Here is a 22,588-nt window from a genome sequence, read left to right as displayed (position 1 = left end):
AGATGTGTATAAGAGACAGCCCTATGGACATCCCCCGCCTGCATCCCGACACGATCGAACACGTTAAGCAGCGTACAGACATTGTGGACGTGGTATCTGAGCATGTGGTGTTGCGGAAGCGGGGCAAAGATTTTGTTGGGCTGTGTCCCTTCCATGACGACAAATCCCCCAGTTTTACCGTCAGTCCCAGTAAGCAGTTTTACTTCTGCTTCAGTTGTGGGGCGGGTGGGAATGCGATTAAGTTTCTGATGGAATTGGGCAAGCGATCGTTTGCGGATGTGGTCGTCGAGTTAGCCCGTCGCTATCAAGTCCCGGTTGAAACCCTCAAGGTCGAGGATCGGCAGGAGTTCCAACGGCAGTTATCGGTGCGGGAGCAATTGTATGAAATTGTGGCAGTTGCCGCGAAATTCTTTGAACATGCGTTATTTCAACCGCAGGGTCAGGCTGCCCTGGAGTATGTGCAGTCGCAACGGCGCTTAAGTCCAGAAACTATCCAACAGTTTCAACTGGGGTACGCTCCAGCAGGCTGGGAAACGTTGTATGGCTATTTGGTGGAGCAAAAGCACTATCCCGTCCAATTGGTCGAACAGGCGGGTTTAATTGTGCCACGCAAGGTGGAGAATAGCCCCCATCCCGATGGCAGTCAGGACACGAAGGGTATGCGAGGGTACTACGATCGATTCCGCGATCGCCTGATCATTCCGATTCATGACCTCCAGGGACGGGTGGTTGGTTTTGGCGGACGCACGTTAGGTGATGAGCAGCCAAAGTACCTCAATTCACCGCAAACCGAATTATTTGATAAAGGTAAATTACTGTTTGCCCTCGACAAAGCCCGCGCCACGATCGCCAAACAAGACCGAGCCGTGGTCGTAGAAGGCTATTTTGACGTGATTGCCTTACATAATGCCGGGATTACCAATGCTGTGGCATCGATGGGAACAGCGTTAAGTACGGCTCAGGTGAAACAATTGCTGCGCTATACCGAATCCAAGCGGATTGTTTTGAACTTCGATGCCGATCGTGCCGGGAATCAAGCGGCAGAACGGGCAGTCAACGAAGTCGAAGCCATGGCATATCGGGGCGACATTCAGCTACGGGTGTTAAATCTCCCATCGGGGAAAGATCCGGACGAATTTCTGCGGATTCATCCCGTAACCACCTATCGCACGTTACTTGACGAAGCGCCCCTGTGGATTGATTGGCAAATTCAGCAAGCGATCGCGGGGAAGGATCTAAAGCAAGCTGACCAATTTCAAGCCTGTGTGCAGACGATCGTCAAGCTTTTAGGTAATTTACCCAACGCCACTTTAAGAACCCATTACATTCATCAGTGTGCCGAACTGTTAAGCCAGGGCGATTCTCGGTTAGCGCTGCGGTTAGAGGAAGATTTGCGGTTACAGGTACGGGGCGAACGCTGGCATGGTCGATCGCAAAAATGGCAAACCACCCGCGATCGTACCCTTCTGGAAGAAGCCGAAGCCCAACTATTACGGCTCTATTTGCATGTCCCCCGATGCCGCAATGAGATCACCACCGCCCTGGAAGACCATGACCTAGACTTCAGTTTGTCCCATCACCGCTTTCTCTGGCGCCAAATTCTTGAACTAGAGGACAGTAACAACACTCAGTCATCGGCATCCACCTCCGATCCCACCCTCCCCATATCCCTCACCTCCCCGACCTTTCCGACCTCCCTCACCGTCCTCTCTCCCGACACTGCCCCACCCGATCTACTCAGCCAACTGCAAGATCGCTGTACCGAGTTTCCGGCCGAAATGGCGCGGGTCTACTATCTGTTTCACCCCGATGAAAAGACGAAACTCGATCTTGTCCGAGCCTCGCTGATTATTCGAGCCGCCACTGCCACGATGGAGCGGGTCATGTGTGAAAAGCGCTGTCGCCACTTCCAAACTCTGTGGGAACAAACGGATACTGCCGCCGCCCCGGAACTGGGTCTGTGGTATCAGCAACGAATTTATAGTGAAAAGTTGCGAATTGCCGAAATCGATCAGCAACTCCGGCAGGTCACTCTCACAGACTTAATTCAAACGCCCTGGTTTGGGGAAGTTTAGGGGCAGTTCAATGTATCGCGGGTATTCCGTCCCGTTGCGGGATTTGTGCCCTTGGCTAACTTACATAGCAACATTTGGGCATCCTGCCGGACTTCCACATCGGTAAAATCCGCCCCTTCAATGGTGGCATTATCAAACTTAGCATTAAAGGCAAACGCCCCTTCGAGGTTGGCATTTCGCAGGTTCGCCGACGAAAACCGGGCAGTATCCAGGGTGGCATTCCGTAAATCTGCCCCTTCTAGCGTTGCCCCCTCTAGATTTGCCCCAAAGAAGCTGACTCCCTGGAGATTTGCCCCATCGAAATTGCTCTCCCGCAGATTTGCCTTCGTAAAACTGGCATCGGTTAACACCCGCCCCGAAAAATCTGCCCCTACTAAAAATTCTTTGTTGTAGTCCACCGCCAAAGCCGAGAGCGGAGCGCCGATCGCCAACCCCAGCCAAACTACCATAACCGCCAGACTGCCCACAATCAGGGCAATTGCCGGATGGCGAGAACGGTCTACCTGTCGTCCCGATCGCACATCCAGCCGAGGAATGCGGCAACGAGCCAGGTCAGTGAGGGGAGGTCGGGTGTCTACTTGGTTACGATTCATCACTCTAGTTCATCGATCGTGAATATCGTGTTGTCGAGGTCAATCCAGGCGAATTTCACCAGTCCTGAGAACTACTTGCCCCAGTGACTGATCCGTCATCCTGCCATCCTGATACTAGCGGAATCCGTTGCTAATCTGGCTCTAAAGACTCAAACTGCAACAGTTAGACAAATTTGCCGACCTGCCCCATCTCCCCATCTCCCCATTCCCTATCTCCCCATCCCCCGCTCCCTACTGCGATCGCCCCGACGATTTCGCTTGCGAGGCTGGACTAACGACGATCGGCAGCACCAACCGACTGAGAATGCGTCCATCATCCAGCTTGGTCAGGCTAAACTCACTACCCACCTGCTGCATCAGCGATCGACAAATGGCGAGATGTAGCCCCGGTGGATGATCCAAAATGGAGGGGGCGAGACGATCGGGAGGTCGATCGGTTTCCAATGCCAGGAGTAAGTTCGGCTCGATTAAGCCATTGTCGGTAATCGAGAGTTCAAACCAGCGCGGATCGATCTGGCGACACCAGAGGTCAATGCGTCCGCCAGTAATGGCTCGTTGGCAGGCAGACACCAGCACCTCATACAAAATCAATTCAATTTTGCCAATATCCCCCCCAATGGTGAGATTCGTTTCATCATGAACCTGGGACCAGATCTGCCGCTGCTTCAGGAAACCATCGACTCGTTCCAACGCCCGTTTGAGCAAACTAATTAAGGAAATGGTGCTGGTGTAGGAGCGCACCTGCCATTGTTCATCCCGCATCAGTTGTGCCAATGGCATCAAGGTATCTTGCAACTGCCGCAGGAGTTGTTGTTGTCGGGTAATAAATAACGGATCTTTGGGATTGCCCAAGTCATTCAAGCGCTTGACATTGCCCACGATCGCCCGGTAGCTGTCTTCCAGTACCCGATGTTTGTACCAGTTCAACCGCTCCAAGTCTTCACATTGGCTGGTCAGGCGATCGGTCAAGGCAAGATAGCGACGTGACCAGGCTAACTGACTGCCCAGCGTTAACATTGCTGCTAAGTGATATTCTGACCAGTGCCGCTCAGCAATATCGGCAACCAACAGCATGCCAGTAATTTGATGCTCCGGTGCCGTTCGGAGCGCCAGCGTTAACACTTGACCGATGTGGGAGCCAGTAATCCATTGCCGGGTTTCGGGGGGCAGGTCGGCGATCGTCACCGCCAGAATCCCCTTATGTTCCAACGTCCACTGAATCAGGAGATCGGCTTGGATGGGGATGGTCAAATTCAGATTCAGCCCAAATCGTTCATTCAACGACGTGGGGACATGAATTCGTCCCACATTGTGCCCCGGTAGCCAGGTGACTAACGCCACTAACGGCACTTGCAATACCTGACTGAGGTGCTGCAACGCTGACCGTTCCACGGTTTCTAGCTGGTGGGTTTGCTGCATGCCCAGCAGTCCCCGTTGAATGGCTTCGGTAATCCGATGTTGCTGGTCACTCCGCTTTTGTAACTGCCATTCATGCAGAATCACCCCAATCTGCTGACTGACAACGCGTAACAAATCCTGTTCCGGGCGGCTCCAGGTGCGGGGGGTTTCATAGCACACCATGACCAACCCTTCGATCGGTTGCCGACCGATCGCGGTGTTACACAGGATCAATGCCTTAGCGCCCACTTCCAGCAAGCGATCGCGCCAGGACATAAATTTTAAGTCACCATCTAAATTCTCGATGCCGATCGCCGACTGACTTTGTTCCAACAACCGCCAATCCGACTCACTCAGTGTCTCTAATGCGCCCGGTAAGGGGCGGCGATTTCCCGGATGACTTTGATAACAAATGGCAAACTCATCCCGGTCTTTGTCATATAACAGCACCAAAAACCGTTCGGCTTTCAAGCGTTGGCAGACCTGCTCGGCGGTTTGTTTCAGGGTCGATTTCCAATCCTCTTCGCTATAGATGGAGCGAGCCACTTCAGCCGTGAGTGCCTGATCCAGTTTAATCTGGGCGATCGTCGCTTCCATTTCATCTAACGGTGCTGTCAGTGCAATGATTTGAGCGGCTCCCCGGACATAACTTTTCTCCTGTTCTGTCCAGATACGGGCTTCATTGCCCTCCACGGCGAGGAATCCTAATAATTCATCTTGAAATAAAATTGGCGCGGCTAATAGCGATCGTGCCCGAATTTGCTGCATCAATCGGGTGGTGGTATCTGCTTTCAGCGAACTATGGGCTTCCCCGATCGACACAACCTGATCTGATAATAGGGCTTGATAAAATCCGCTGACTTCCTGCACTGTAATGCCAGAGGCCGGTTGATTGGACTCATGAAAGCCACTGGCTTTTTGCCGATTACTTAACCGTCGCCAAAAGTACCGTCGCTCCCGTTCAAACCAATACACGCTGGTGCGAGTTGGCTGAATGAATTGATGGGTTTCCTCTACTACCGCTTCCAGCCGTGGCCCCAATCCCGTCAGCGATCGCAACTTGGACAATAGGGAAAACAGGGGTTGATCGGGATGCTTCGTCTGCTGCCGTTGCCACTCCATTTCAATTTTGAATAGCGCCGCCGCTAATTCCCCTAAGATCATGGACAGGCGGGCTTTCTCCTCGGAACTGGGTGAAACGCCCCAATGGGTCGAACCGAGTAGCGTCACCCCGTAACAGTGATCGCGATAGCGAATTGGAAAAATTAGCGTTCCCTGAATCTTGAAGGTCTGCGCCACTTTGCGCCATTCCCCGGCTCGTAGTTCTTCCCGCAGGTCTGGCACCGCCAGGGGACGCTGCTGAATCACCACCTGTTCCATAATGTCGCCGGGACTGAGTAGAAACCGTTGTTTCAGAAAGGCGGCGTTTTCTCCATTCGGAGTCATGCCACCTTTGCCAAATAATCGGTGTTCCAGGCGATCGTAAAGTCCTAGCCAAACCAGGCTGTAGTCAAACTCTGTATGAAGATAGCTGAGGATTGTATCAATCAAAACATCAGAATTTTCTTCCTCCCGCAGGATTTGCAGGACTCGTCCCAGAGCAACTAACTGTTTGTCGTAAGCGTTCGGCTCCTTATGTTGAACCATTTCTGTAGCGCAATAAAGATGCTGATACTAATTCAAACCAGAAATATGAAGAGGGCATTCGCTAATAAGTTACATAGATATGATCAACGAAGAAAGGAGGAGGAGACTGCCTAAATTGACACGAATTGCCAAAATTCTCCCAACATCACGCTAACTCCATCATCCCTTAACTTAGGGTGAAACATCGCCTCGCTCCGGTGGTGATTCAACTGGTTCTGAGATTGCCAACTCACCAGGGCAGCCCAGAGATATCTGAGGCGGTTTCTGGGGGGAAGTGGCAGCCTGCCTATGGAACTAGACGAGCTTGGGAAGACGGTTTGATGCTACCATCCTAGACCACGGAGTTGATAACTTCACCCCGCAACATACGGGATTTGTAGCCAATACGAAAGGGCAACTTAGTTGCTTTTGCGTACAGTTTGTTCAGCAATAGGAAGCAGTGGTTTTGGATATCTATCGCGGGGTCATTCGTCCCATCCTGTTCTCTGGAGTCAAAGCCGATCCAGAATGGTTACATCAACGGAGCTTACAAGTGTTGCGGTGGCTGGATACCGACGATCGCCAAACCGCCGCTTACTGGGTGCGAGCGCGATTGCAACAGACCTATGGTTTCTCCGAACCGCGCCTACAGTCTAACCTCTGGGGGCTGCACTTCCCTAACCCGATCGGGTTAGCGGCTGGATTTGATAAGAATGGGACTGCCTCCGGAGTCTGGTCCTGTTTGGGCTTTGGTTTTGCCGAACTGGGAACCGTGACCTGGCACGCCCAACCCGGAAATCCGCAGCCCCGATTGTTTCGTTTGTTACCCGATCGCGCGGCTCTCAATCGGATGGGATTTAATAACCACGGTGCCCAGGCGATGGTGGAGTGTTTGCGGGAACGGTGGGCAGGGACGATGGGGGAGATGGGAGAGATGGGGGAGGATCGGGTGAGTTTAGTAAGGAGATTGCCGATCGGGATTAATTTGGGCAAATCGAAGATTACGCCATTGGAGTCGGCGGCTGAGGATTATTTAGCCAGTTTTCGGGTGCTGAAGCCGTGGGGAGATTATTTTGTGGTGAATGTGAGTTCGCCCAATACACCGGGATTGCGATCGCTTCAGGCTAGTGACCAACTCGCGCCTATTCTGCAAGCCTTACAGCAGGAAAATCAGGGGGAAAAGCCTTTGCTGGTGAAAATTGCTCCCGATTTGGAATGGGACGAGATTACAGCCGTTTTGGAACTGGCTGAAACCCATCAGCTAGCGGGGATTATTGCCACCAATACGACGATTCAACGACAGGGATTAAAGACCCAGATTTTACCGGAGACGGGCAATCCGATTCAAGCAGAAGCCGGAGGCATTAGTGGTGCGCCCCTGCGGCAACGATCGACCGAGGTGATCCGGTTTATTTATCAGCAAACCCAGGGACGGTTGCCGATCATCGGTGTAGGTGGCATTTTTACGGCGGAGGATGCCTGGGAAAAAATTACCGCAGGTGCCAGTTTACTTCAGGTTTATACCGGCTGGATTTATGAAGGTCCCTGGATGCTACGGCGGGTGCTGACGGGCTTGCGGCAAAAACTGGACGATCGCGGCTTAACGACGATTACGGATGCGATCGGCTTGCAGGATTAAACCTCCCCAATAATAAAACCCCCGACCAGAAGCCGGGGGTGAAATCAGGGTGCATCTACCATTCCTTTATTCCCGTTGCCCCACCCTCATCCGGAGAAATTTGCCAAAAATGTCTCGGTGAATTTCAGTGCTGTGAGACAACAAATGGGAATAGCGAATGGACTGTTATGATTCACTCAACCTGAGGATGAATTCCGATCCCTTCACGATTCTTCATTGCATGATGGTTTCGTCTACTGCCCTCTCTCCTGCCGTTCAATATCGCTGTTGCCAAACCCTGAATGTGTATGATTCTCCTGCCTTAGACCGTCTGGCGACTCAGGCGGCAGCCACTCGCTACCTGCGAATTCTGGCAGAACCGAGTCCATCACCCCAGGGCGATCGCGTCGCTGTGCCAGTGCGGCTCTGTGAAGACGATTATCCAGGGTGGCTGGCAGGTGATGACCTGGAGCAATTAACGGTTGCGGCGGCTCCCTACCAACCCCGAGTTGTCACGGCGGCTGAAATTCGGGCACGAATCCCCCAAATTATTGCCTACACGCAGGCGGCGATGGCACAGCCCAACCATTACCTGTGGGGGGGGACGGTACCGCCCAACTATGATTGTTCTGGCTTGATGCAAGCGGCGTTTGCCTCAATCGGCATCTGGCTTCCCAGAGATGCTTACCAGCAAGAGGCATTTACCCAAGCGATCGCGGTGGCTGACCTCCAGCCCGGTGATCTGGTGTTCTTTGGGTCGGCAACGAAAGCGACCCACGTTGGCTTATATCTGGGTGAGGATCGTTACATTCATAGTTCTGGTAAAGATCAGGGACATAACGGGATCGCCATCGATCGCTTAGGGGATGAAACAACTGCGATCGGTCGTGCCTATCGGTCACAGTGGCGCGGAGCCGGACGGGTAATTGCTGCCTACCAACCCCAGGCGGAATTGCTGGCGTAACGATCGATTTTTCCCTGGAACTCCCCACTTTAGGCAGAAGTCTATCGTAGAATGCAGAAACAATTGCTGCTGCCAACCTGTTGATCTAGGGAAGCGCCCTCCTCACACATCCTGTCCTCCTATCCTTCTTTCCCGGACGATGACGACTTCACTCCACCCTGACCGAGGGCAACTCTGGGCTGCACCCTCCTTAATTCCCGCCGTTTCGATCGTGGTGCCGATTCATAACGAATATGACAGCCTGCCCAAACTGATTGAGGCGATCGCCAGTTGCTTAAAGACCGCAGGGCTGAGTTACGAAATGATTTGTGTGGATGATGGCTCAACTGATGGGTCAACGGCACTGTTGAAACAGCTTGCCACCAGCCGCAATGACTTAAAAGGGGTAATTCTGCGCCGTAACTACGGACAAACGGCAGCCATGGCAGCCGGATTTAGCCATGCCCAAGGCTTGGTGATTGTCACCTTAGATGGGGATCTGCAAAACGATCCAGCCGATATTCCCATGTTGCTTGCCAAACTGGAGGAAGGGTATGACCTGGTCAGTGGTTGGCGGAAAAATCGGCAGGATGCGACCCTGACCCGCCTGATTCCTTCCAAAATTGCCAACTGGCTGATCGGTCAGGTAACGGGAGTTAAACTGCATGATTACGGCTGCTCTCTCAAGGCGTATCGGGCAGAACTGGTCGCTGATATGAAACTGTATGGCGAGTTACATCGCTTCCTACCTGCTCTGGCATTCATCGAAGGTGCCCGGATTACCGAACTGCCGGTACAACACCACGCCCGTCAGTATGGCAAGAGTAAGTACGGGCTGGGGCGCACGTTCCGGGTGATTATGGATTTGCTGACCGTCTGGTTCATGCGGAAATTTTTAACCAAACCCATGCACGCCTTTGGGTCGTTTGGTCTGATTTCCCTGGCGATCGGCTTTGCGATTGGTTTGTACTTAACCGGCATCAAAATCGCCTTTGGGGCAACGATCAACCGTCCGCTCCTGACCCTAGGAGTCGTGCTATTTCTGGGGGGGATTCAATTATTTAGCGTTGGTCTATTAGCCGAATTGGTGATGCGAACCTATCACGAATCTCAGGGACGACCAATCTATCGGATTCGAGAAATCGTTGATGCGGAGAGTGAAGATGTGACTACCAGTAAATCCTAGAGCCGACCTGAGCAATATTCTGGAGGTGGCTCTAGGGCAACCTTAAACCTTACCCGCCAGGTGCATTAATTGTTTCATGTTGACTAAATAGAGACTCTGGCTGGAAACATCGGTTTTAATCCAGCCTTTGCTCTCTAATTTTTCCATAATCTTGCTGGTTTCTTCTACGCCAATATCGGTGACATCCGCCAGATCTTTCGCGGGAATGTTGAAGATTTCGATGCCATTGGCTGACTCGTGCCCATAATTTTCGCCGAGAGAGACCAGGGTATTGGCGAGCTTGATCGCGGGTGCCTGATGGCGCAGTTGAAACCGGACGTTCGTTTGCCGGAGTCGCCGTACCATTAATTGCAGCATTCGGTGGTGTAACTGCGGATCTTTAAACAGGGTTTGGATAAAGCGCTGAGCCGAAATACTAATCAATTTAACGGCAGAAAGGGCAATCACATCCGTCGATCGCGGCGATTCATCGAGAATTGCCATTTCCCCAAAAAAGTCTCCCCGCCCCAGAACAGCAAGTGTCACCACATTATCCTCACCCGAGCCAGACAAACGGCGTACCTTTACCCAACCTGAGACAACAAAGTAGACCGCGTTGCCCCAAGCATCTTCCATCAACACAGCGCGATTGGCGGGATACTCATGTTCAACAGCAACGGATAGCAACCATTCCAGGGTTTCTGGGTTGGCGGCGGTTAAAAGGGGAAACAGCTCACTGAACGCTTCGGTCTGCATGAAAAATGGTTAGGTCAAAAACTAGAATGGGCGACAGTCGAATCATAGCTGTAGTCTAGCGGACTACGAAATAGATTTTCTCTGGAGGCGGTAAACTACTCCAACTGGCTTCAGAGTAATAGTTACAGGCGCTGATGCATCGATCGCACAGTTTACTCAATGGTTACTTCGATATCTCTAAAGATAGCAGTAAGCTCGAACCGAGCAGAGAGATATAACGATCAATCCATCATTTGACAGACCTACCCCATTGGTTGGTTATAGGTGTAAGGATCGGATTCTCCGCTAGGACAGAAACTTGGGACAATCCCTGATGAACTGCCCCAAGGTCTAAAGCCATAGAGGAGGACGCTAGCAGAAATTAGCGATCGACGGAGCCCATGATCACATCAATACTGCCCAAAATCGCGACAATATCCGCCACCTTCATACCACGCAGTAAGTGAGGTAAGACTTGCAGGTTATTGAAGTCGGCTGCCCGTACCTTAAACCGCCAGGGGAAAACATTATCATTCCCCATAATGAATACCCCTAGCTCCCCTTTGCCACTTTCCAGGCGCACGTAGTGTTCACCCGCCGGTACTTTCCAGGTTGGAGCTAACTTTTTACCAATGAACTGATAATCAAACTCATTCCATTGGGACTTCGGACCTTCTGCCATCCGTTTCGCTTCTAAGTTTTCGTAAGGACCGCCCGGTAGCCCCTTGATTGCCTGCCGGATAATTTTCACGGATTGCCGCATCTCGTCCATACGAACCCGATAGCGAGCAAAGGCATCTCCCTCGGTTGCCCAGGCTACATCCCAATCGAAATCGTCATAACACTCGTAGTGATCCACTTTCCGTAGATCCCACTTCACGCCGGAGCCGCGTAACATCGGACCTGATAAGCCCCAATTAATCGCATCTTCGCGGGTAATGGTGCCAATGCCTTCCACCCGGCGACGGAAGATCGGATTATCGGTGACAAGCCGCTCATATTCATCGACTTTCGGCAGAAAGTAGTCGAGGAAATCTTCACATTTATCGACCCAGCCATAGGGCAGGTCAGCCGCAACGCCACCAATTCGCCAATAGTTGTTATTCACCATGCGGTAGCCAGTAGCCGCTTCCCACAGGTCATAGATCATTTCCCGTTCCCGGAATTGGTAAAAGAAGGGAGTTTGCGCCCCTACATCCGCCAGGAAGGGCCCAAACCACAGCAGGTGATTGGCAATCCGGTTCAGTTCCAGCATGATCACCCGAATATAGCTCGCCCGTTTGGGGACGGGGATGCCTGCCAACTTTTCGGGAGCATTCACGGTGATGGCTTCATTAAACATGCCTGCCGCATAGTCCCACCGGCTGACATAGGGCACATACATCACTACTGTGCGGTTTTCGGCAATTTTTTCCATTCCCCGGTGCAGATAGCCGATCACCGGTTCGCAATCAATCACATTTTCCCCATCGAGTGTGACGATCAACCGCAACACCCCGTGCATGGAGGGATGGTGAGGTCCCATGTTGAGCACCATGGGTTCGGTTTTCGTCTCAATCATTGCCATAGGTGAACAGTCTCCCCTCGGTATAAGGTCTGTGCTGTGAAGTCAGGGCAGGACATTTCAGCGAATTCACTCCGTCGCTCCTGAGGAACTGCAACGGTCTGCTGCGTTCCTGCAAGACATCAGCCAGAGATTCAATGCCCTCTTTGATTATAGAGACTGGGGTTCGCTGAGTTTGCTATGACTGAACTAGATCATCATTTCCGTTCTGACAGGGAACGATAGAGTTACGTGAATTCTGCAATGAAATGTCCATGACAGTGAACCTGGAACGGTTTGATAGGTTGATCAAGCAACTGGAAGGCTATGCCCACAAACATCCTCAAGCCTATCGCTGGCGAGTGACGTTGCTGATTGCCTTAGGGTATGCCTATATTTTGCTGATCCTGGGGGGAGTGGCGGCGCTATTAGTTGCGGTGATGGCGATCGAGTATGCCATTTTAGTGGTGATTGGCTTAGCTAGCTTATTTTGGGTCAGAATCACACCGCCAGCCGGGATTCCCGTCGATCGCGCCCGGTTTCCCGTGTTATTTGAGGAACTCGATCGGTTGTCTGCCCAGTTGAATACTCCCAAGATCGATCGGGTGCTGCTGACTGACGATCTAAATGCTGCCGTTCTGGAAGCGCCTAAATTTGGCTTATTTGGCTGGTATACCAACTACTTGTTACTGGGAGTGCCCCTGATGCAATCGGTGTCTCCGGAACAGTTTCGGGCTACCTTAGCCCATGAATTAGGACACCTATCTGGTAAGCACTCCCGGTTTACGGGTTGGGTCTATCGCATCCGGCGTGCCTGGGCATTGTTAGCGGCACAACAGGGCGATCGCGCCTCAATCCTGATGTATCCCTTTTTCAAATGGTATGAGCCATTTTTTCGTGCCTATAGTTTTGTCCTGTCTCGCAGTGATGAATACTATGCCGATCGCTGTGCTGCCGACTACGCCGGAACCCAACATGCCGCCGAGGACTTGATCCAGATTTACATTAAAGGACACCATACCGCCAAAATTCGGGCTGAGTTTTATCGCCGCGCTGCCCAGCAACCCCAACCACCGGATAACGCCGTTTCCTCCCTGTTGGAGCAACTGGCAACTCCGATCGCCCCAGAACTCGCTACCACCTGGCTGGAACTGGAACTCGCCCGCAAGACCGATCACAATGATACCCATCCGAGTTTGAGTGAGCGGTTACAGGCGTATGGCTATCGCTACACCACGGCAGAACTGCCATTGCCATTCGTGATTGAAAAAACCGCCGCCGAGTATTTTCTAGATAAGGAGGCGGATTGGGCGGTGGCAATGCTCGATCAACAGTGGCAAGCCGAGCATGGCAAGCGGTGGCAGCAGGACTATGCCAGGGCACAACTGAGATCGCGATTTTGGCAGCAACTCAAACAACGCCAACAATCCCAGGCTTTGACCATAGAAGAGGCATTGAAACTCGCTTTGTTGACCGCCGAATTTGGTGATCCTGCTACGGCGATCGCTCAACTCCAAACCTTAATTCAACAAGCACCGGATCATGCCATGCTCCACTATCGGCTAGGGGATCTGTTGCTGAAACAGCGATCGCCCACCGGACTAGATCACCTGGAAACGGCGATTCAACACCAACCCCATCTTCTGGTTTACGGGTTTGAGTCTCTCTATTCCGGCTTGAAGCGGCAGGGACGGCAGGAGCAGGCAGTTGCATACCTCCAGCAATACCGCGAGTTATATCCCCTCTGGCAACGATCGCAGCAGGAACGGGATGACTTTACAGGCAAAGTTGGCTGTCAACCGCATGGGCTATCCGCCGCTGATATTGATCAGGTAATCTGGCAACTCCGGCAATATCCCGAAGTGCGAGAAGCGTATTTCGCCCGACGGCAGGTGAAGTATCTACCGGAAAACCCCTGCTATGTGCTGGGTATTATGTGGCAACTGAATCGTCACGATCCGATTCACTCGCTGCGGGATTGGGAACTGGTGGAAATGGTCAGTCAAACTCTGTGCCTATCAATGGATGTACGAGTCGTCCCGTTTCACGATCGCCAGCGGCAACTATACTATTCCTTGCGAAAAGTGCCAGCATCAAAGCTAGTTTAGTCGCTACTCAACTTAACCTTCAATCTCCTATTGTTGTACGGCGATCGATTTATAGGGGCAGGTAATAAATTTGACCATCTAGCTCCTCTAGTGTGGCACACTCCAGGAGCATAAACAGATCTTCTATGACCCTGCCGATCGGTGCATCTGAGTGAATCTCAATTACCCCAGGCATCGATAGGCTTTGGGCTAACTGTTCATAGGCGTAGCGGGTAATTGTCGCGACATCATGAGTCAGCAAAATCCGGTTTTCATTGGCAGCCCATTCCAGTACAACCGGATCATCTGCTCCGGATAACCCAATATCTTGGACGCGGACAATATCAATCTCTGGATTGCGGCGCAACAAGCCTCGGATGATTGTATTGTCTAAATTTTCATCCGCTAGCAGCTTAATCACGTTTGCTGCTCTACTCGTCGGGATAGTAGACGATCACGCAAACCCTGTGGATCAAATCGAGTCTGATTAATTTGACGAATTTCTTGAGCTTTTTGCTGTCTCTGCTGGAGATAGTTCTCTACATCCTCTTGGTGGTTGAGGTAGAAGGCGATCGCAGCATAAACGTCACCCAGCCTTAAAGATGGATAACGATGAACAATTTCCTCGGCTGTTGCGCCTTGCTTGAATACAGCCACCACAGTATCTAAAGTCACCCGTGTGCCACCAACACAAACCACACCATCAGAATTGGCGGTTAAGGGTGCAGGTTCCGCCACGATCGTAAGAGTCATATTCAGAGTTTATTTGGGTGTCCAGCAATTCGCTTGGCAGTTGCGATCGCTGCCGGATTTGCAATATATTGCCCTAACTTGATGGCACGAGCTAACTTACGGGCTTCGTCCCCGCTCACAGGTTGAGATACCGTATGCAAAGGGTACTGCATAGCAACGAAACGGGTATTAAGTTTTTTTATCTTAGCAAATCAGTTGCTAGGGCAGAGTTTTACCAAAAATATAGGTTTTCTTCCGGATGAGTCAGGATAGAAACGATCGCGCAAACCCTGCGGGTCAAATCGAGCCTGATTGATTCTTAGATATACCTCCTAATGATACGAACATGCCCAAAGCAGGGATTGAGTGCCCAACTCCACCCCGATCGCGAGTGGTGCTGGTTCACGATCGCCAGCGGCAACTATACTATTCCTTGCGAAAAGTGCCAGGATCAAAGCTGGTTTAGTGGTTGCCAGGGCAGTTAGAAATTGTGAGTGAGTTTTACCATATTCCGGTGTTGAGTCGGGAAGTGATCGCCGGATTAGCGATTCATGCTGGAGGACAGTATTTAGATGCCACCGTGGGCGGGGGGGGACATAGTCAGTTAATCCTCGCCAGTGCCCCAGATGTGCGGCTAACGGCGTTGGATCAGGATGCCCAGGCGATCGCGGCGGCTCAAGTAACTCTGGCGGAATTTGGCGATCGGGTGCAATTTCACCGCACCAATTTTGCCGAATTTGATCCCGGTGATCTGCATTTTGATGGCATTCTGGCGGATTTAGGGGTGAGTTCCGCTCAGTTTGATGTTGCCGATCGCGGCTTTAGTTTCCGCCAACCGGCTCCGTTGGATATGCGGATGGATCAACGCCAGGAGTTAACCGCCGCCGAAGTAATCAACCACTGGGACGAAACCAAACTGGCAGACATTTTCTATACCTATGGTGAAGAACGGTTGTCGCGGCGGATTGCCCGCCGGATTGTTGCCGATCGCCCGTTTGAAACGACGACCCAATTAGCCGAAGCGATCGCCTATTCTGTGCCCAAATCCTATCGCTACGGTCGGATTCATCCGGCAACCCGTGTATTTCAAGCCTTACGAATTGTCGTGAACCGCGAGTTAGAGGTACTGGAAACCTTTTTGGACAAAGCGCCTCTCTGGCTGAAACCCGGTGGTCGGTTAGCTATCATCAGTTTCCATAGTTTAGAAGATCGAATTGTCAAACACCGTTTAAAGGAATCAGAACTCCTGCAAGTCGTCACCAAAAAACCGATCGTTCCTCAAGAGGATGAAATTAAGGAGAATGTGCGATCGCGATCGGCGAAACTCCGGATTGCAGAAAGACTATAAACCTGCCATTTCCTAAACAGATCAGGGAAGATGGAGAGATAGTGTGACGCATCCCTGGGTGACGTATGGCAGATTTACGATGGATGGCTCCCATTCCCGAATCGGAGGCGGAGGGAATTGTGGAAGTGTTGGAGTCCCAGCAGATCACGCGCGAGTTTTATGCCGAGATTCACTATCGGGACGAATTTGAGCAGTATTGCCAACGGTATTATGCGATGGCCGCCAAACATCGGCAGGAACTAGCCAAAATGCAGGGAGATATCAATATTTTGGGTTGGTTTTTCCGGGGTCGGCGATCGTAGTCAACCAACCCCAATCATCAGATCATTAACCAACCATTTCTAGCTCATGGGCTTGCAGATGGGCTCTGAATTTTCCTTCAAACTTAATCAGAAAGGGAAAATTGGCACTAACCGGCTTGCCATGCCATTCTTTCACGACATCGACCACTTCTCCTTCCTGTCCCTGGAGGTCAAAGGGCTGATTCCGATGTTGGGGATGATGATAGACGACGACTGACTGAGCAACTCGAACCCGGCTACCAATGGGAAATGATTCTGTATCAATTTGCATAGTTCAAGTGTTCCCTTACAGCAGTGCGAACGGTGATGTACAGGTTTAATCAGCGTTTTTGACAATTCTTTATCTTGGCATAAGACTGTCCCTTTCCAACCGTCGGTTAGCCGGACTTGTGATAATCATTACAATTCGTTGTTGTCCCGTTGTCCCAGTTTTAACAGGCGTTCCTGGAATTGCTGGAAGCCAGCCGGATCAGTTTGTGACCATATTGCTAAGCCAATGCCACCTGCCACGACAAAGGCAACTAAACTGCCTGCGAGTAGTGTTACGAGCGATCGCACCCCTGAACGAGCCGGACGATCGCGGGTCGGAGCCGTTGCCACTAAGCTAGTCTCTGTATCTGACTGAGTTGCCGGATCCCGTTTTGGCGGATCAATCAAAGAGATTTCTGGTAGGGGCGTAGAGACATGGCAATGGCATAGAACCACTGAAACATTATCGTGACCGTTCCGTTGGTTCGCCAAATCAATCCAATCCTGTACGGCTGTCTCCAGCGATTTTTTCCCTTTCAGCACCGCTTCAGTCACCTCTGCCCAGGAGGTTTCTACCCAACCGTTGTCGCTTAAGCCATCGGAGCAGAGCAGCAGAATGCCATCTTCCTCAATCACAAATCGCTGCACTGTGGGATGTAAAAATTCACTATCCCGTGTGCCTAGAGCCTGGGTTAACGCCCCCGCATCCGGACGTTGCAGCCCTTCACGATACAGCATACGTCCCGTCCGCACTTCTCGCGCTGCCACATCATCATCTACCGTCAACAGGCGACAGTGACGTTGGGTGAGCCAGTAGGCGCGACTATCTCCCACCTGCACTAAGTAAAGTTCGTGGCTATTGGGTGAGGTTCTGCCCTTCGGTAACGTAACTTTTTGTGGCAACTGCAACGCCATGACTAATGTTGTTCCCATCCGTCGCCGAGATTCCCGACCCTGGGCATCATTTTGCGCGGCAATTAAGTTATTGACAATCCGGACGATCGCTTCCAGTTGTTCCCCAATCACATCCGGAGTGACCAGTTCTGTCTGGGTCGCGATCTCCTGTAACAGCGCTTGAATTTGCACCTTGAGCGACTGCACTGCTAACTGACTTGCTACTTCGCCTCCCTCATGTCCGCCAATGCCATCACAGACGATCGCCAATCCCGGCACGATCGCGGGGGATTCGGGGCTAACGTCGGCGATCGTTTCGGCAAGCGCCGGAGGTGGGTCACTGGTGGTGGGTTTATCGGTGGGTAAGGGGTAACAGCTATCTTCATTATGTTGATGTTGTGGCCCTGTATCCGTCATGCCCAAGATCTGAAGTCGTAGGGGCAGTTGTGCCGCTTGCTCCAGCAATAAGCGATTCAGTTTTGCAGTTATCTCTCGAATGTCCACGCCCTCGGTCTGCATTTGCTGGCAAATTTCCTGCAAGCGTTGGGCGATCGGGGATTTAGCCCGATCCAGCCAGGTCAGCCAGAGGTTCGCCAAATCCGCTAGATTTAAAGCGGCGATTTCGGGGGCTGCGGTGGTTTCCTCTGCTTGCAAAATTTCCTGATCCTGAAACAGTTGGCACAGCCGCACTCGCGACCCTTCGACCCGGATGTTCTCGGTAGCTAACAGACTGGAGGCTACGCCCTGTTCCAGTAATGGCATCCAGAGTTGCAGAATTTGCCAGAGCCAGTAGACCTGCCGCACTGCCGTCGCCTGTGACCATGCCTGCCCAATCGAGGGATACAGATTGCCCTCGCGATCGAGGGGAACATGCTCTAAAAAGAAGATGCCACTAGAAGTCTCGGCATCCCCACTGGGACAAACGCCATAGACCTCTGGCACATGCAGACGATAGGGATAGAGATAGAGATAAGGGAGGAGGGTATCCGGGAGCTCTGCCGTTGGGAAGTCAGGTAATAGCCCGGGTTGGGTATCCAGCCAGATCTGGGGAGATTGAATATAATATCTGCTTGCCACCAGGGTTCCGGTCGCAACCGGCTCTGCTGTCGGTTCTGCGACTGCCCAGAGATAGCGGTGAATCAACGGCGTTTGACAGTTGGCACAAACGGAGCGACCAAAATCATTCAGAGGCGCTGAACAATTGAGGTTAGGGCAATAAATCTGGGGCTGAGGAGAACTCATACGGCGATGCAGCAGTTTTTTAACAGGGAGTAATGAAAAAAGTTAAGTTGGTTGTCAGGTCAAATCGCTTCTAGAGTGACGCGACTACACTAAGGTCAGATGTAAAACTCGACTCATTCTATAGCAGTCCTCCTAGATTTGTGAGTTCGAGTGGTCGTCCGATCGACTGTCCTGATTCCTGGGGGCTAACTCCTTACCAGACTGGGGTGTGCTTACCGAAATTCAGCTTTGCCCAGGTGAATTTAATTCTATGCGTGCCGTAACGCTCTACTTCTAATCCTTCGCGCGATCGCAATATTATGCCACTGAGTCCTACGTTAATTTGGTTAATTGCTGGAGCAGGGCTGTGTTTAGCTGAAGCGGTGCTGCCCACTGCCTTTGTTGCCTTTATGTTAGGCATTAGCGCTCTGATTGTAGCGGCGGTTTCTGGCTTCATCCCATTCAATTTGCAAGTGGCATTGTGGATGGTGCTCTCGTTGGTGCTGGTGACAGCCTCCCGCCGGTTAGTCCGACAACGAGCAGCCTTTAAGTTAGATGCCACAGAAGCCGAAACCTTAACTGAAATTCCGGCGGGTAAAACCGGACGGGTGTTATATGAAGGCAATTCCTGGTTAGCTCGTTGTGAGGATCACCATCAAGCGATCGCGCCCCAGGAAAAAGTTTATGTCGTGGCTCGGCAGGGAACGATGCTGGTTGTAGTGCCAGAGATTGCCCTGCGACAGCTTTAGCAGATCGGCAGAACAGGAAGATCGGCAGACCGTTCAGAGGCGATCGGCTCTCTAGCTTGACGGCAGGTATACAACAAACATTCAACAACACTTCGGAGAAAAACTATGCCTTGGGGTTGGTTAATTACACTATTGATTGCTGGTGGTGCTATTTCCAGCGTAAAGGTGATTCAGCAGGGCGATGAAGCCTTGGTCGAGCGCTTGGGAGTCTACGATCGTAAGCTGTCCCCCGGTCCTAAAATTGTCTTTCCCGTTTTGGAGCGCATTGCCTACCGGGGCACCATACGGGAACAGGTGCTCGATATTCCCCCGCAACCCAGTATCACCCGCGATAACGTATCGATTACGGTCGATGCCGTGGTGTATTGGCGGATTGTCAATCTAGAGAAGGCTTACTACAAAGTCCAAGACCTGAGACAGGCAATGGTTAACCTGGTATTGACCCAGGTACGGGCAGAAATGGGCAAACTAGAACTGGACGAAACCTTTACCGCCCGCTCCCAGATTAACGAAATCCTGCTGCGAGAACTGGATATTGCCACCGATCCCTGGGGGGTCAAAGTCACACGGGTGGAACTCCGAGACATTATTCCCTCCCATGCCGTACAGGAATCGATGGAATTGCAGATGTCGGCAGAACGGCGCAAACGAGCCGCGATTCTAACCTCGGAAGGGGAACGGGAAGCGGCGATTAACTCGGCGCGAGGCAAAGCAGAGGCACAGGTTTTAGATGCCGAAGCCAGTCAGAAGTCCATGATTCTGCGAGCCGAAGCTGAACAAAAAGCCATTGTGCTTAAAGCTCAGGCGGATCGTCAAAGTCAAATTTTGAAAGCTCAAGCCAGTGCCGAAGCGATTCAAATTGTCGGTCAGGTGTTGAAAAACGATCCCACGGCGGCGGAAGCGGGGCGGTTATTGCTGGCATTAGGCTATCTGGACATGGGTAGCACGATCGGCAAGAGCGACAGCAGCAAGGTGATGTTTATGGATCCTCGCAGTATTTCTGGCACACTCCAAGGCATGTTGGCGATCGCCCAAGACAACCAAAACCACGGGTAATCGTGCGATCGTGAACCGAATCGTTGTGGTTCAGCCCACATTTAACGGATCAATATCCACCAGGAAGCTGACCCCATTGGGGCAGAGGGTACGCAGTTCCGTCAGATCCGGTAACTTTACCTCTGCCTCCACAGGGAACTTGAGTAAAATCTGCCAGCGATAGCGTCGGGCAACTCGTAAAATTGTGGCTGGAGCCGGACCTAGTAGTTGCATATCTGGAATCGACAGACTGGCTAAGGTTTGCGCCACCCGTTCGGCTGCCTTTTGCACTGCGATCGCATTCTCACTACTCAACCGCAGCAGAATCAGCCGTCCATAGGGGGGATAGTGCAAGCTTCGACGCTGCTGTAATTCTGGCTGCATAAACGCCACATAATCATGCTGCTTTACCGATTGAATGACTGGATGTTCTGGTGAGTAGGTTTGCAGAATCACCCGTCCCGGTGTTTCCCCCCGACCACAGCGTCCCGCCACCTGAGTTAAGGTTTGGAATGTACGTTCACTCGCCCGGTAGTCAGACATGTGCAATAAGCCGTCTGCTGCCAGAATTCCCACTAACCCCACCTGGGGCAAATCAATCCCCTTCGTGAGCATCTGCGTACCGACCAACAATTCCGCTTCTCCCTGGGCAAACCGGGTTAGCAATGCCCGATGGGAGCCTTTTGTGCGAGTGGTATCACTATCAAAGCGAATCGTCCGCAAATCAGGAAAGTGGTCAGCCAAATCCTGAATCACGCGCTGTGTGCCACTACCAAAATGTTTCAGATACAGCGAATCGCAACTGGGACAATTTTTAGGATGCGATCGCCCATAGTTGCAATAGTGACACCGTAAAAACGGTTGGGCTTCACTATGGGTATGGTGGTATGCCAGCGAGACATCGCAGTTCGGACAGGTGACCACGTAACCACAACTACGGCAGGACACAAAGGTGCTATGTCCCCGTCGATGAATAAACAGAATTCCCTGTTGTTTCTGCTCCTTCAGTGTTTGCAAGGCAAATTGCAGCGATCGACTGAAAATCGATCGATTCCCCTGATGTAATTCCTGCCGCATATCCACAATCTCTACAGCAGGCAAGGGACGGGAATGGACGCGGGTGGGGAGGGAGAGGTAGAGGGTGGATGGGGAAGGTAAGGAGGATGGGGAAGGTAAGGAGGATGGGGAAGGTAAGGAGGATGGGGAAGGTAAGGAGGATGGGGAAGGTAAGGAGGATGGGGAAGGTAAGGAGGATGGGGAAGCGATCAGGTTCTCTTCCTCACCTCTCTCACCTCTCTCACCTCTCTCACCTCCCTCACCTCCTTTCACCATGACCCAACTCTCTGACGATGGCGTAGCGGAGCCTAAAATCAGTGGGCATTGCTCCAATTCAGCCCGCCATTGGGCGATCGTGCGGGCATGGTAGCAGGGCGGCGGTTGGTCTTGTTTGAAGCTGGAGTCATGTTCTTCGTCCAGAATGATTAAGCCTAAGCGAGACAAGGGGGCAAAGATTGCCGATCTCGTCCCAATCACGACCTGAGCTTGACCGTTGAACATTTGTCGCCAGGTGTCGTAGCGTTCTCCTTCAGACAAGGCACTGTGATAGACACAAACTTGATTGCCAAATCGGGCGCGAAACCGATCGGTAAGTTGGGGCGTTAAGCCAATTTCCGGTACCAGCACCAGAGCAGAACCGCCCTGTTGCAAAATCGGGGCGATCGCCTGCAAGTAGACCTCTGTTTTGCCAGATCCCGTGACCCCGTGGAGTAATACCTGCGTAAAGCCAGATAAGGATTGAAGCTGGGCTAAGGCTTGGGACTGATCGGGAGTTAACGGTTTGGGGGTATCAGAGGCGATCGGGGCTCCAGTCTCTGACCGTAAGACTTCTCGCGCTTGAACGACTAAATAACCCTGTCGCTCCAAGGCTTTTAGCGTTGAGGAACTGGCTTGACAGAGTTGAAGTAAATCGGTGAGCCAGAGTTCACCGCCCTGGCGTTTCAGGATCTTTAATACTTCCTGTTGCCGAGTGGTCAAATTAGCACTGTGATCCGCATCCACCAGGATCACTGCCTGTCGTTGTTTAGGGCGCACAGGTTCCGGTGGCTCCAGATACTGTTCGACCCAACCTCGTTGAGCGAGTTCCTGTAAACCCCGATGGGCTCCTTTCACCTGCCGATGCAGATAAAGCCAACTGTAATCCCCGGATTTGCTGGATTGTAGCAGTTGCAGCAGATGTTGGGCGATCGGGGAGAGGGGCTGTCTCTTATACACATCT

At 51.9% G+C, this 22,588-nt stretch carries 20 protein-coding genes; 10 read left to right on the top strand and 10 right to left on the bottom strand.

Annotated elements, in window-relative coordinates; translation table 11 throughout:
- The coding region (gene dnaG / locus ACN4EK_RS29825; protein WP_431662077.1) for a DNA primase at positions 1-2,075 on the top strand (2,075 nt) is incomplete at its 5' end.
- Here dnaG and ACN4EK_RS29820 read toward each other — a convergent pair.
- Positions 2,072-2,668: a pentapeptide repeat-containing protein gene (locus ACN4EK_RS29820; protein ID WP_431662076.1), complete on the bottom strand. Its 597-nt coding sequence runs from the start codon at positions 2,666-2,668 to the stop codon at positions 2,072-2,074. The genes dnaG and ACN4EK_RS29820 overlap by 4 nt on opposite strands.
- 231 nt (positions 2,669-2,899) lie before the next feature.
- Complete coding sequence (locus ACN4EK_RS29815) at positions 2,900-5,713, bottom strand: GAF domain-containing protein (protein WP_431662075.1); 2,814 nt, start codon at positions 5,711-5,713, stop codon at positions 2,900-2,902.
- A gap of 439 nt (positions 5,714-6,152) precedes the next feature.
- Here ACN4EK_RS29815 and ACN4EK_RS29810 point away from each other — a divergent pair, with 439 nt between their 5' ends.
- The 3 genes from ACN4EK_RS29810 (at position 6,153) to ACN4EK_RS29800 (ending at position 9,439) form a co-directional block, all read left to right on the top strand.
- Positions 6,153-7,331, top strand: coding sequence for a quinone-dependent dihydroorotate dehydrogenase (locus ACN4EK_RS29810; protein ID WP_431662074.1), 1,179 nt, complete (start codon positions 6,153-6,155; stop codon positions 7,329-7,331).
- A gap of 223 nt (positions 7,332-7,554) precedes the next feature.
- The gene (locus ACN4EK_RS29805) at positions 7,555-8,274 is read left to right on the top strand and encodes a C40 family peptidase (RefSeq protein WP_431662073.1); all 720 of its coding nucleotides are present in this window, start codon (positions 7,555-7,557) and stop codon (positions 8,272-8,274) included.
- 139 nt (positions 8,275-8,413) lie between these two features.
- Positions 8,414-9,439 carry a glycosyltransferase family 2 protein gene (locus ACN4EK_RS29800; protein ID WP_431662072.1) on the top strand — a complete coding sequence of 342 codons (1,026 nt, stop codon included), beginning with the start codon at positions 8,414-8,416 and terminating at the stop codon, positions 9,437-9,439.
- A gap of 42 nt (positions 9,440-9,481) precedes the next feature.
- Here ACN4EK_RS29800 and ACN4EK_RS29795 read toward each other — a convergent pair whose 3' ends face one another.
- Together ACN4EK_RS29795 and ACN4EK_RS29790 are read right to left on the bottom strand one after the other, a co-directional pair.
- The gene (locus ACN4EK_RS29795; RefSeq protein ID WP_431662071.1) at positions 9,482-10,174 is read right to left on the bottom strand and encodes a Crp/Fnr family transcriptional regulator; all 693 of its coding nucleotides are present in this window, start codon (positions 10,172-10,174) and stop codon (positions 9,482-9,484) included.
- Positions 10,175-10,535: 361 nt separating this feature from the next.
- Complete coding sequence (locus ACN4EK_RS29790) at positions 10,536-11,720, bottom strand: NAD(P)H-quinone oxidoreductase subunit H (RefSeq protein ID WP_431662070.1); 1,185 nt, start codon at positions 11,718-11,720, stop codon at positions 10,536-10,538.
- 251 nt (positions 11,721-11,971) lie between these two features.
- Between ACN4EK_RS29790 and ACN4EK_RS29785 the strand changes: the two genes are divergently transcribed.
- Positions 11,972-13,804, top strand: a complete 1,833-nt coding sequence (locus ACN4EK_RS29785) for a M48 family metallopeptidase (RefSeq protein WP_431662069.1) — start codon at positions 11,972-11,974, stop codon at positions 13,802-13,804.
- 49 nt (positions 13,805-13,853) lie between these two features.
- On the opposite strand, the gene ACN4EK_RS29780 is transcribed toward ACN4EK_RS29785, so the two are convergent.
- From ACN4EK_RS29780 to ACN4EK_RS29770, 3 genes are read right to left on the bottom strand one after another with little or no spacing between them, the layout of a single operon-like run.
- The gene (locus ACN4EK_RS29780) at positions 13,854-14,204 is read right to left on the bottom strand and encodes a DUF5615 family PIN-like protein (protein ID WP_431662068.1); all 351 of its coding nucleotides are present in this window, start codon (positions 14,202-14,204) and stop codon (positions 13,854-13,856) included.
- The gene (locus tag ACN4EK_RS29775) at positions 14,201-14,536 is read right to left on the bottom strand and encodes a DUF433 domain-containing protein (RefSeq protein WP_431662067.1); all 336 of its coding nucleotides are present in this window, start codon (positions 14,534-14,536) and stop codon (positions 14,201-14,203) included. The genes ACN4EK_RS29780 and ACN4EK_RS29775 overlap by 4 nt, the downstream gene beginning before the upstream one ends.
- Before the next feature lie 2 nt (positions 14,537-14,538).
- Positions 14,539-14,688, bottom strand: coding sequence for a hypothetical protein (locus ACN4EK_RS29770; protein WP_431662066.1), 150 nt, complete (start codon positions 14,686-14,688; stop codon positions 14,539-14,541).
- 162 nt (positions 14,689-14,850) lie between these two features.
- Here ACN4EK_RS29770 and ACN4EK_RS29765 point away from each other — a divergent pair, with 162 nt between their 5' ends.
- The 3 genes from ACN4EK_RS29765 to ACN4EK_RS29755 all read left to right on the top strand — a co-directional run bounded on the left by ACN4EK_RS29765 (position 14,851) and on the right by ACN4EK_RS29755 (position 16,165).
- A complete protein-coding gene (locus ACN4EK_RS29765; RefSeq protein WP_431662065.1) occupies positions 14,851-15,000 on the top strand; it encodes a hypothetical protein in 150 nt (49 codons plus the stop codon).
- A 5-nt stretch (positions 15,001-15,005) separates the two neighbouring features.
- On the top strand, positions 15,006-15,863 hold the full coding sequence (gene rsmH, locus ACN4EK_RS29760; protein ID WP_431662064.1) for a 16S rRNA (cytosine(1402)-N(4))-methyltransferase RsmH: 858 nt from the start codon (positions 15,006-15,008) through the stop codon (positions 15,861-15,863).
- Between the two features lie 65 nt (positions 15,864-15,928).
- Complete coding sequence (locus ACN4EK_RS29755) at positions 15,929-16,165, top strand: hypothetical protein (protein WP_431662063.1); 237 nt, start codon at positions 15,929-15,931, stop codon at positions 16,163-16,165.
- A gap of 25 nt (positions 16,166-16,190) precedes the next feature.
- On the opposite strand, the gene ACN4EK_RS29750 is transcribed toward ACN4EK_RS29755, so the two are convergent.
- Both ACN4EK_RS29750 and ACN4EK_RS29745 read right to left on the bottom strand, forming a co-directional pair.
- The gene (locus ACN4EK_RS29750) at positions 16,191-16,436 is read right to left on the bottom strand and encodes a ferredoxin-thioredoxin reductase variable chain (RefSeq protein WP_431662062.1); all 246 of its coding nucleotides are present in this window, start codon (positions 16,434-16,436) and stop codon (positions 16,191-16,193) included.
- Between the two features lie 128 nt (positions 16,437-16,564).
- Positions 16,565-18,550, bottom strand: coding sequence for a PP2C family protein-serine/threonine phosphatase (locus ACN4EK_RS29745; protein WP_431662061.1), 1,986 nt, complete (start codon positions 18,548-18,550; stop codon positions 16,565-16,567).
- 299 nt (positions 18,551-18,849) lie between these two features.
- On the opposite strand from ACN4EK_RS29745, the gene ACN4EK_RS29740 reads away from it, so the two are divergent.
- Positions 18,850-19,278 (top strand): NfeD family protein, encoded by a 429-nt coding sequence (locus ACN4EK_RS29740; RefSeq protein ID WP_431662060.1) that lies wholly within the window; start codon positions 18,850-18,852, stop codon positions 19,276-19,278.
- A gap of 105 nt (positions 19,279-19,383) precedes the next feature.
- Positions 19,384-20,334 carry an SPFH domain-containing protein gene (locus ACN4EK_RS29735; protein WP_431662059.1) on the top strand — a complete coding sequence of 317 codons (951 nt, stop codon included), beginning with the start codon at positions 19,384-19,386 and terminating at the stop codon, positions 20,332-20,334.
- A 30-nt stretch (positions 20,335-20,364) separates the two neighbouring features.
- Here ACN4EK_RS29735 and priA read toward each other — a convergent pair.
- Positions 20,365-22,588, bottom strand: a 2,224-nt coding sequence (gene priA / locus ACN4EK_RS29730; protein WP_431662058.1) for a primosomal protein N', incomplete at its 5' end; no start/stop codon positions are given.

The organism is Pantanalinema rosaneae CENA516 (assembly GCF_050753385.1).
GTDB classification, from domain to species: domain Bacteria; phylum Cyanobacteriota; class Cyanobacteriia; order Leptolyngbyales; family Leptolyngbyaceae; genus Pantanalinema; species Pantanalinema rosaneae.
The sequence above is the reverse complement of the archived record's forward strand: the minus strand, read 5'-3'. Positions and strand labels throughout refer to the sequence as shown.

Excerpts from the sequence above, each read along its gene's own strand:
- ACN4EK_RS29790 (WP_431662070.1), bottom strand. The coding sequence starts at position 11,720 with ATGGCAATGATTGAGACGAAAACCGAACCCATGGTGCTCAACATGGGA.
- ACN4EK_RS29775 (WP_431662067.1), bottom strand. The coding sequence starts at position 14,536 with ATGACTCTTACGATCGTGGCGGAACCTGCACCCTTAACCGCCAATTCT.
- ACN4EK_RS29800 (WP_431662072.1), top strand. The coding sequence starts at position 8,414 with ATGACGACTTCACTCCACCCTGACCGAGGGCAACTCTGGGCTGCACCC.
- ACN4EK_RS29765 (WP_431662065.1), top strand. The coding sequence starts at position 14,851 with ATGATACGAACATGCCCAAAGCAGGGATTGAGTGCCCAACTCCACCCC.
- ACN4EK_RS29740 (WP_431662060.1), top strand. The coding sequence starts at position 18,850 with ATGCCACTGAGTCCTACGTTAATTTGGTTAATTGCTGGAGCAGGGCTG.
- ACN4EK_RS29770 (WP_431662066.1), bottom strand. The coding sequence starts at position 14,688 with ATGCAGTACCCTTTGCATACGGTATCTCAACCTGTGAGCGGGGACGAA.
- ACN4EK_RS29805 (WP_431662073.1), top strand. The coding sequence starts at position 7,555 with ATGGTTTCGTCTACTGCCCTCTCTCCTGCCGTTCAATATCGCTGTTGC.
- ACN4EK_RS29755 (WP_431662063.1), top strand. The coding sequence starts at position 15,929 with ATGGCAGATTTACGATGGATGGCTCCCATTCCCGAATCGGAGGCGGAG.
- ACN4EK_RS29735 (WP_431662059.1), top strand. The coding sequence starts at position 19,384 with ATGCCTTGGGGTTGGTTAATTACACTATTGATTGCTGGTGGTGCTATT.
- ACN4EK_RS29815 (WP_431662075.1), bottom strand. The coding sequence starts at position 5,713 with ATGGTTCAACATAAGGAGCCGAACGCTTACGACAAACAGTTAGTTGCT.
- ACN4EK_RS29795 (WP_431662071.1), bottom strand. The coding sequence starts at position 10,174 with ATGCAGACCGAAGCGTTCAGTGAGCTGTTTCCCCTTTTAACCGCCGCC.
- ACN4EK_RS29820 (WP_431662076.1), bottom strand. The coding sequence starts at position 2,668 with ATGAATCGTAACCAAGTAGACACCCGACCTCCCCTCACTGACCTGGCT.
- ACN4EK_RS29750 (WP_431662062.1), bottom strand. The coding sequence starts at position 16,436 with ATGCAAATTGATACAGAATCATTTCCCATTGGTAGCCGGGTTCGAGTT.
- ACN4EK_RS29785 (WP_431662069.1), top strand. The coding sequence starts at position 11,972 with ATGACAGTGAACCTGGAACGGTTTGATAGGTTGATCAAGCAACTGGAA.
- ACN4EK_RS29745 (WP_431662061.1), bottom strand. The coding sequence starts at position 18,550 with ATGAGTTCTCCTCAGCCCCAGATTTATTGCCCTAACCTCAATTGTTCA.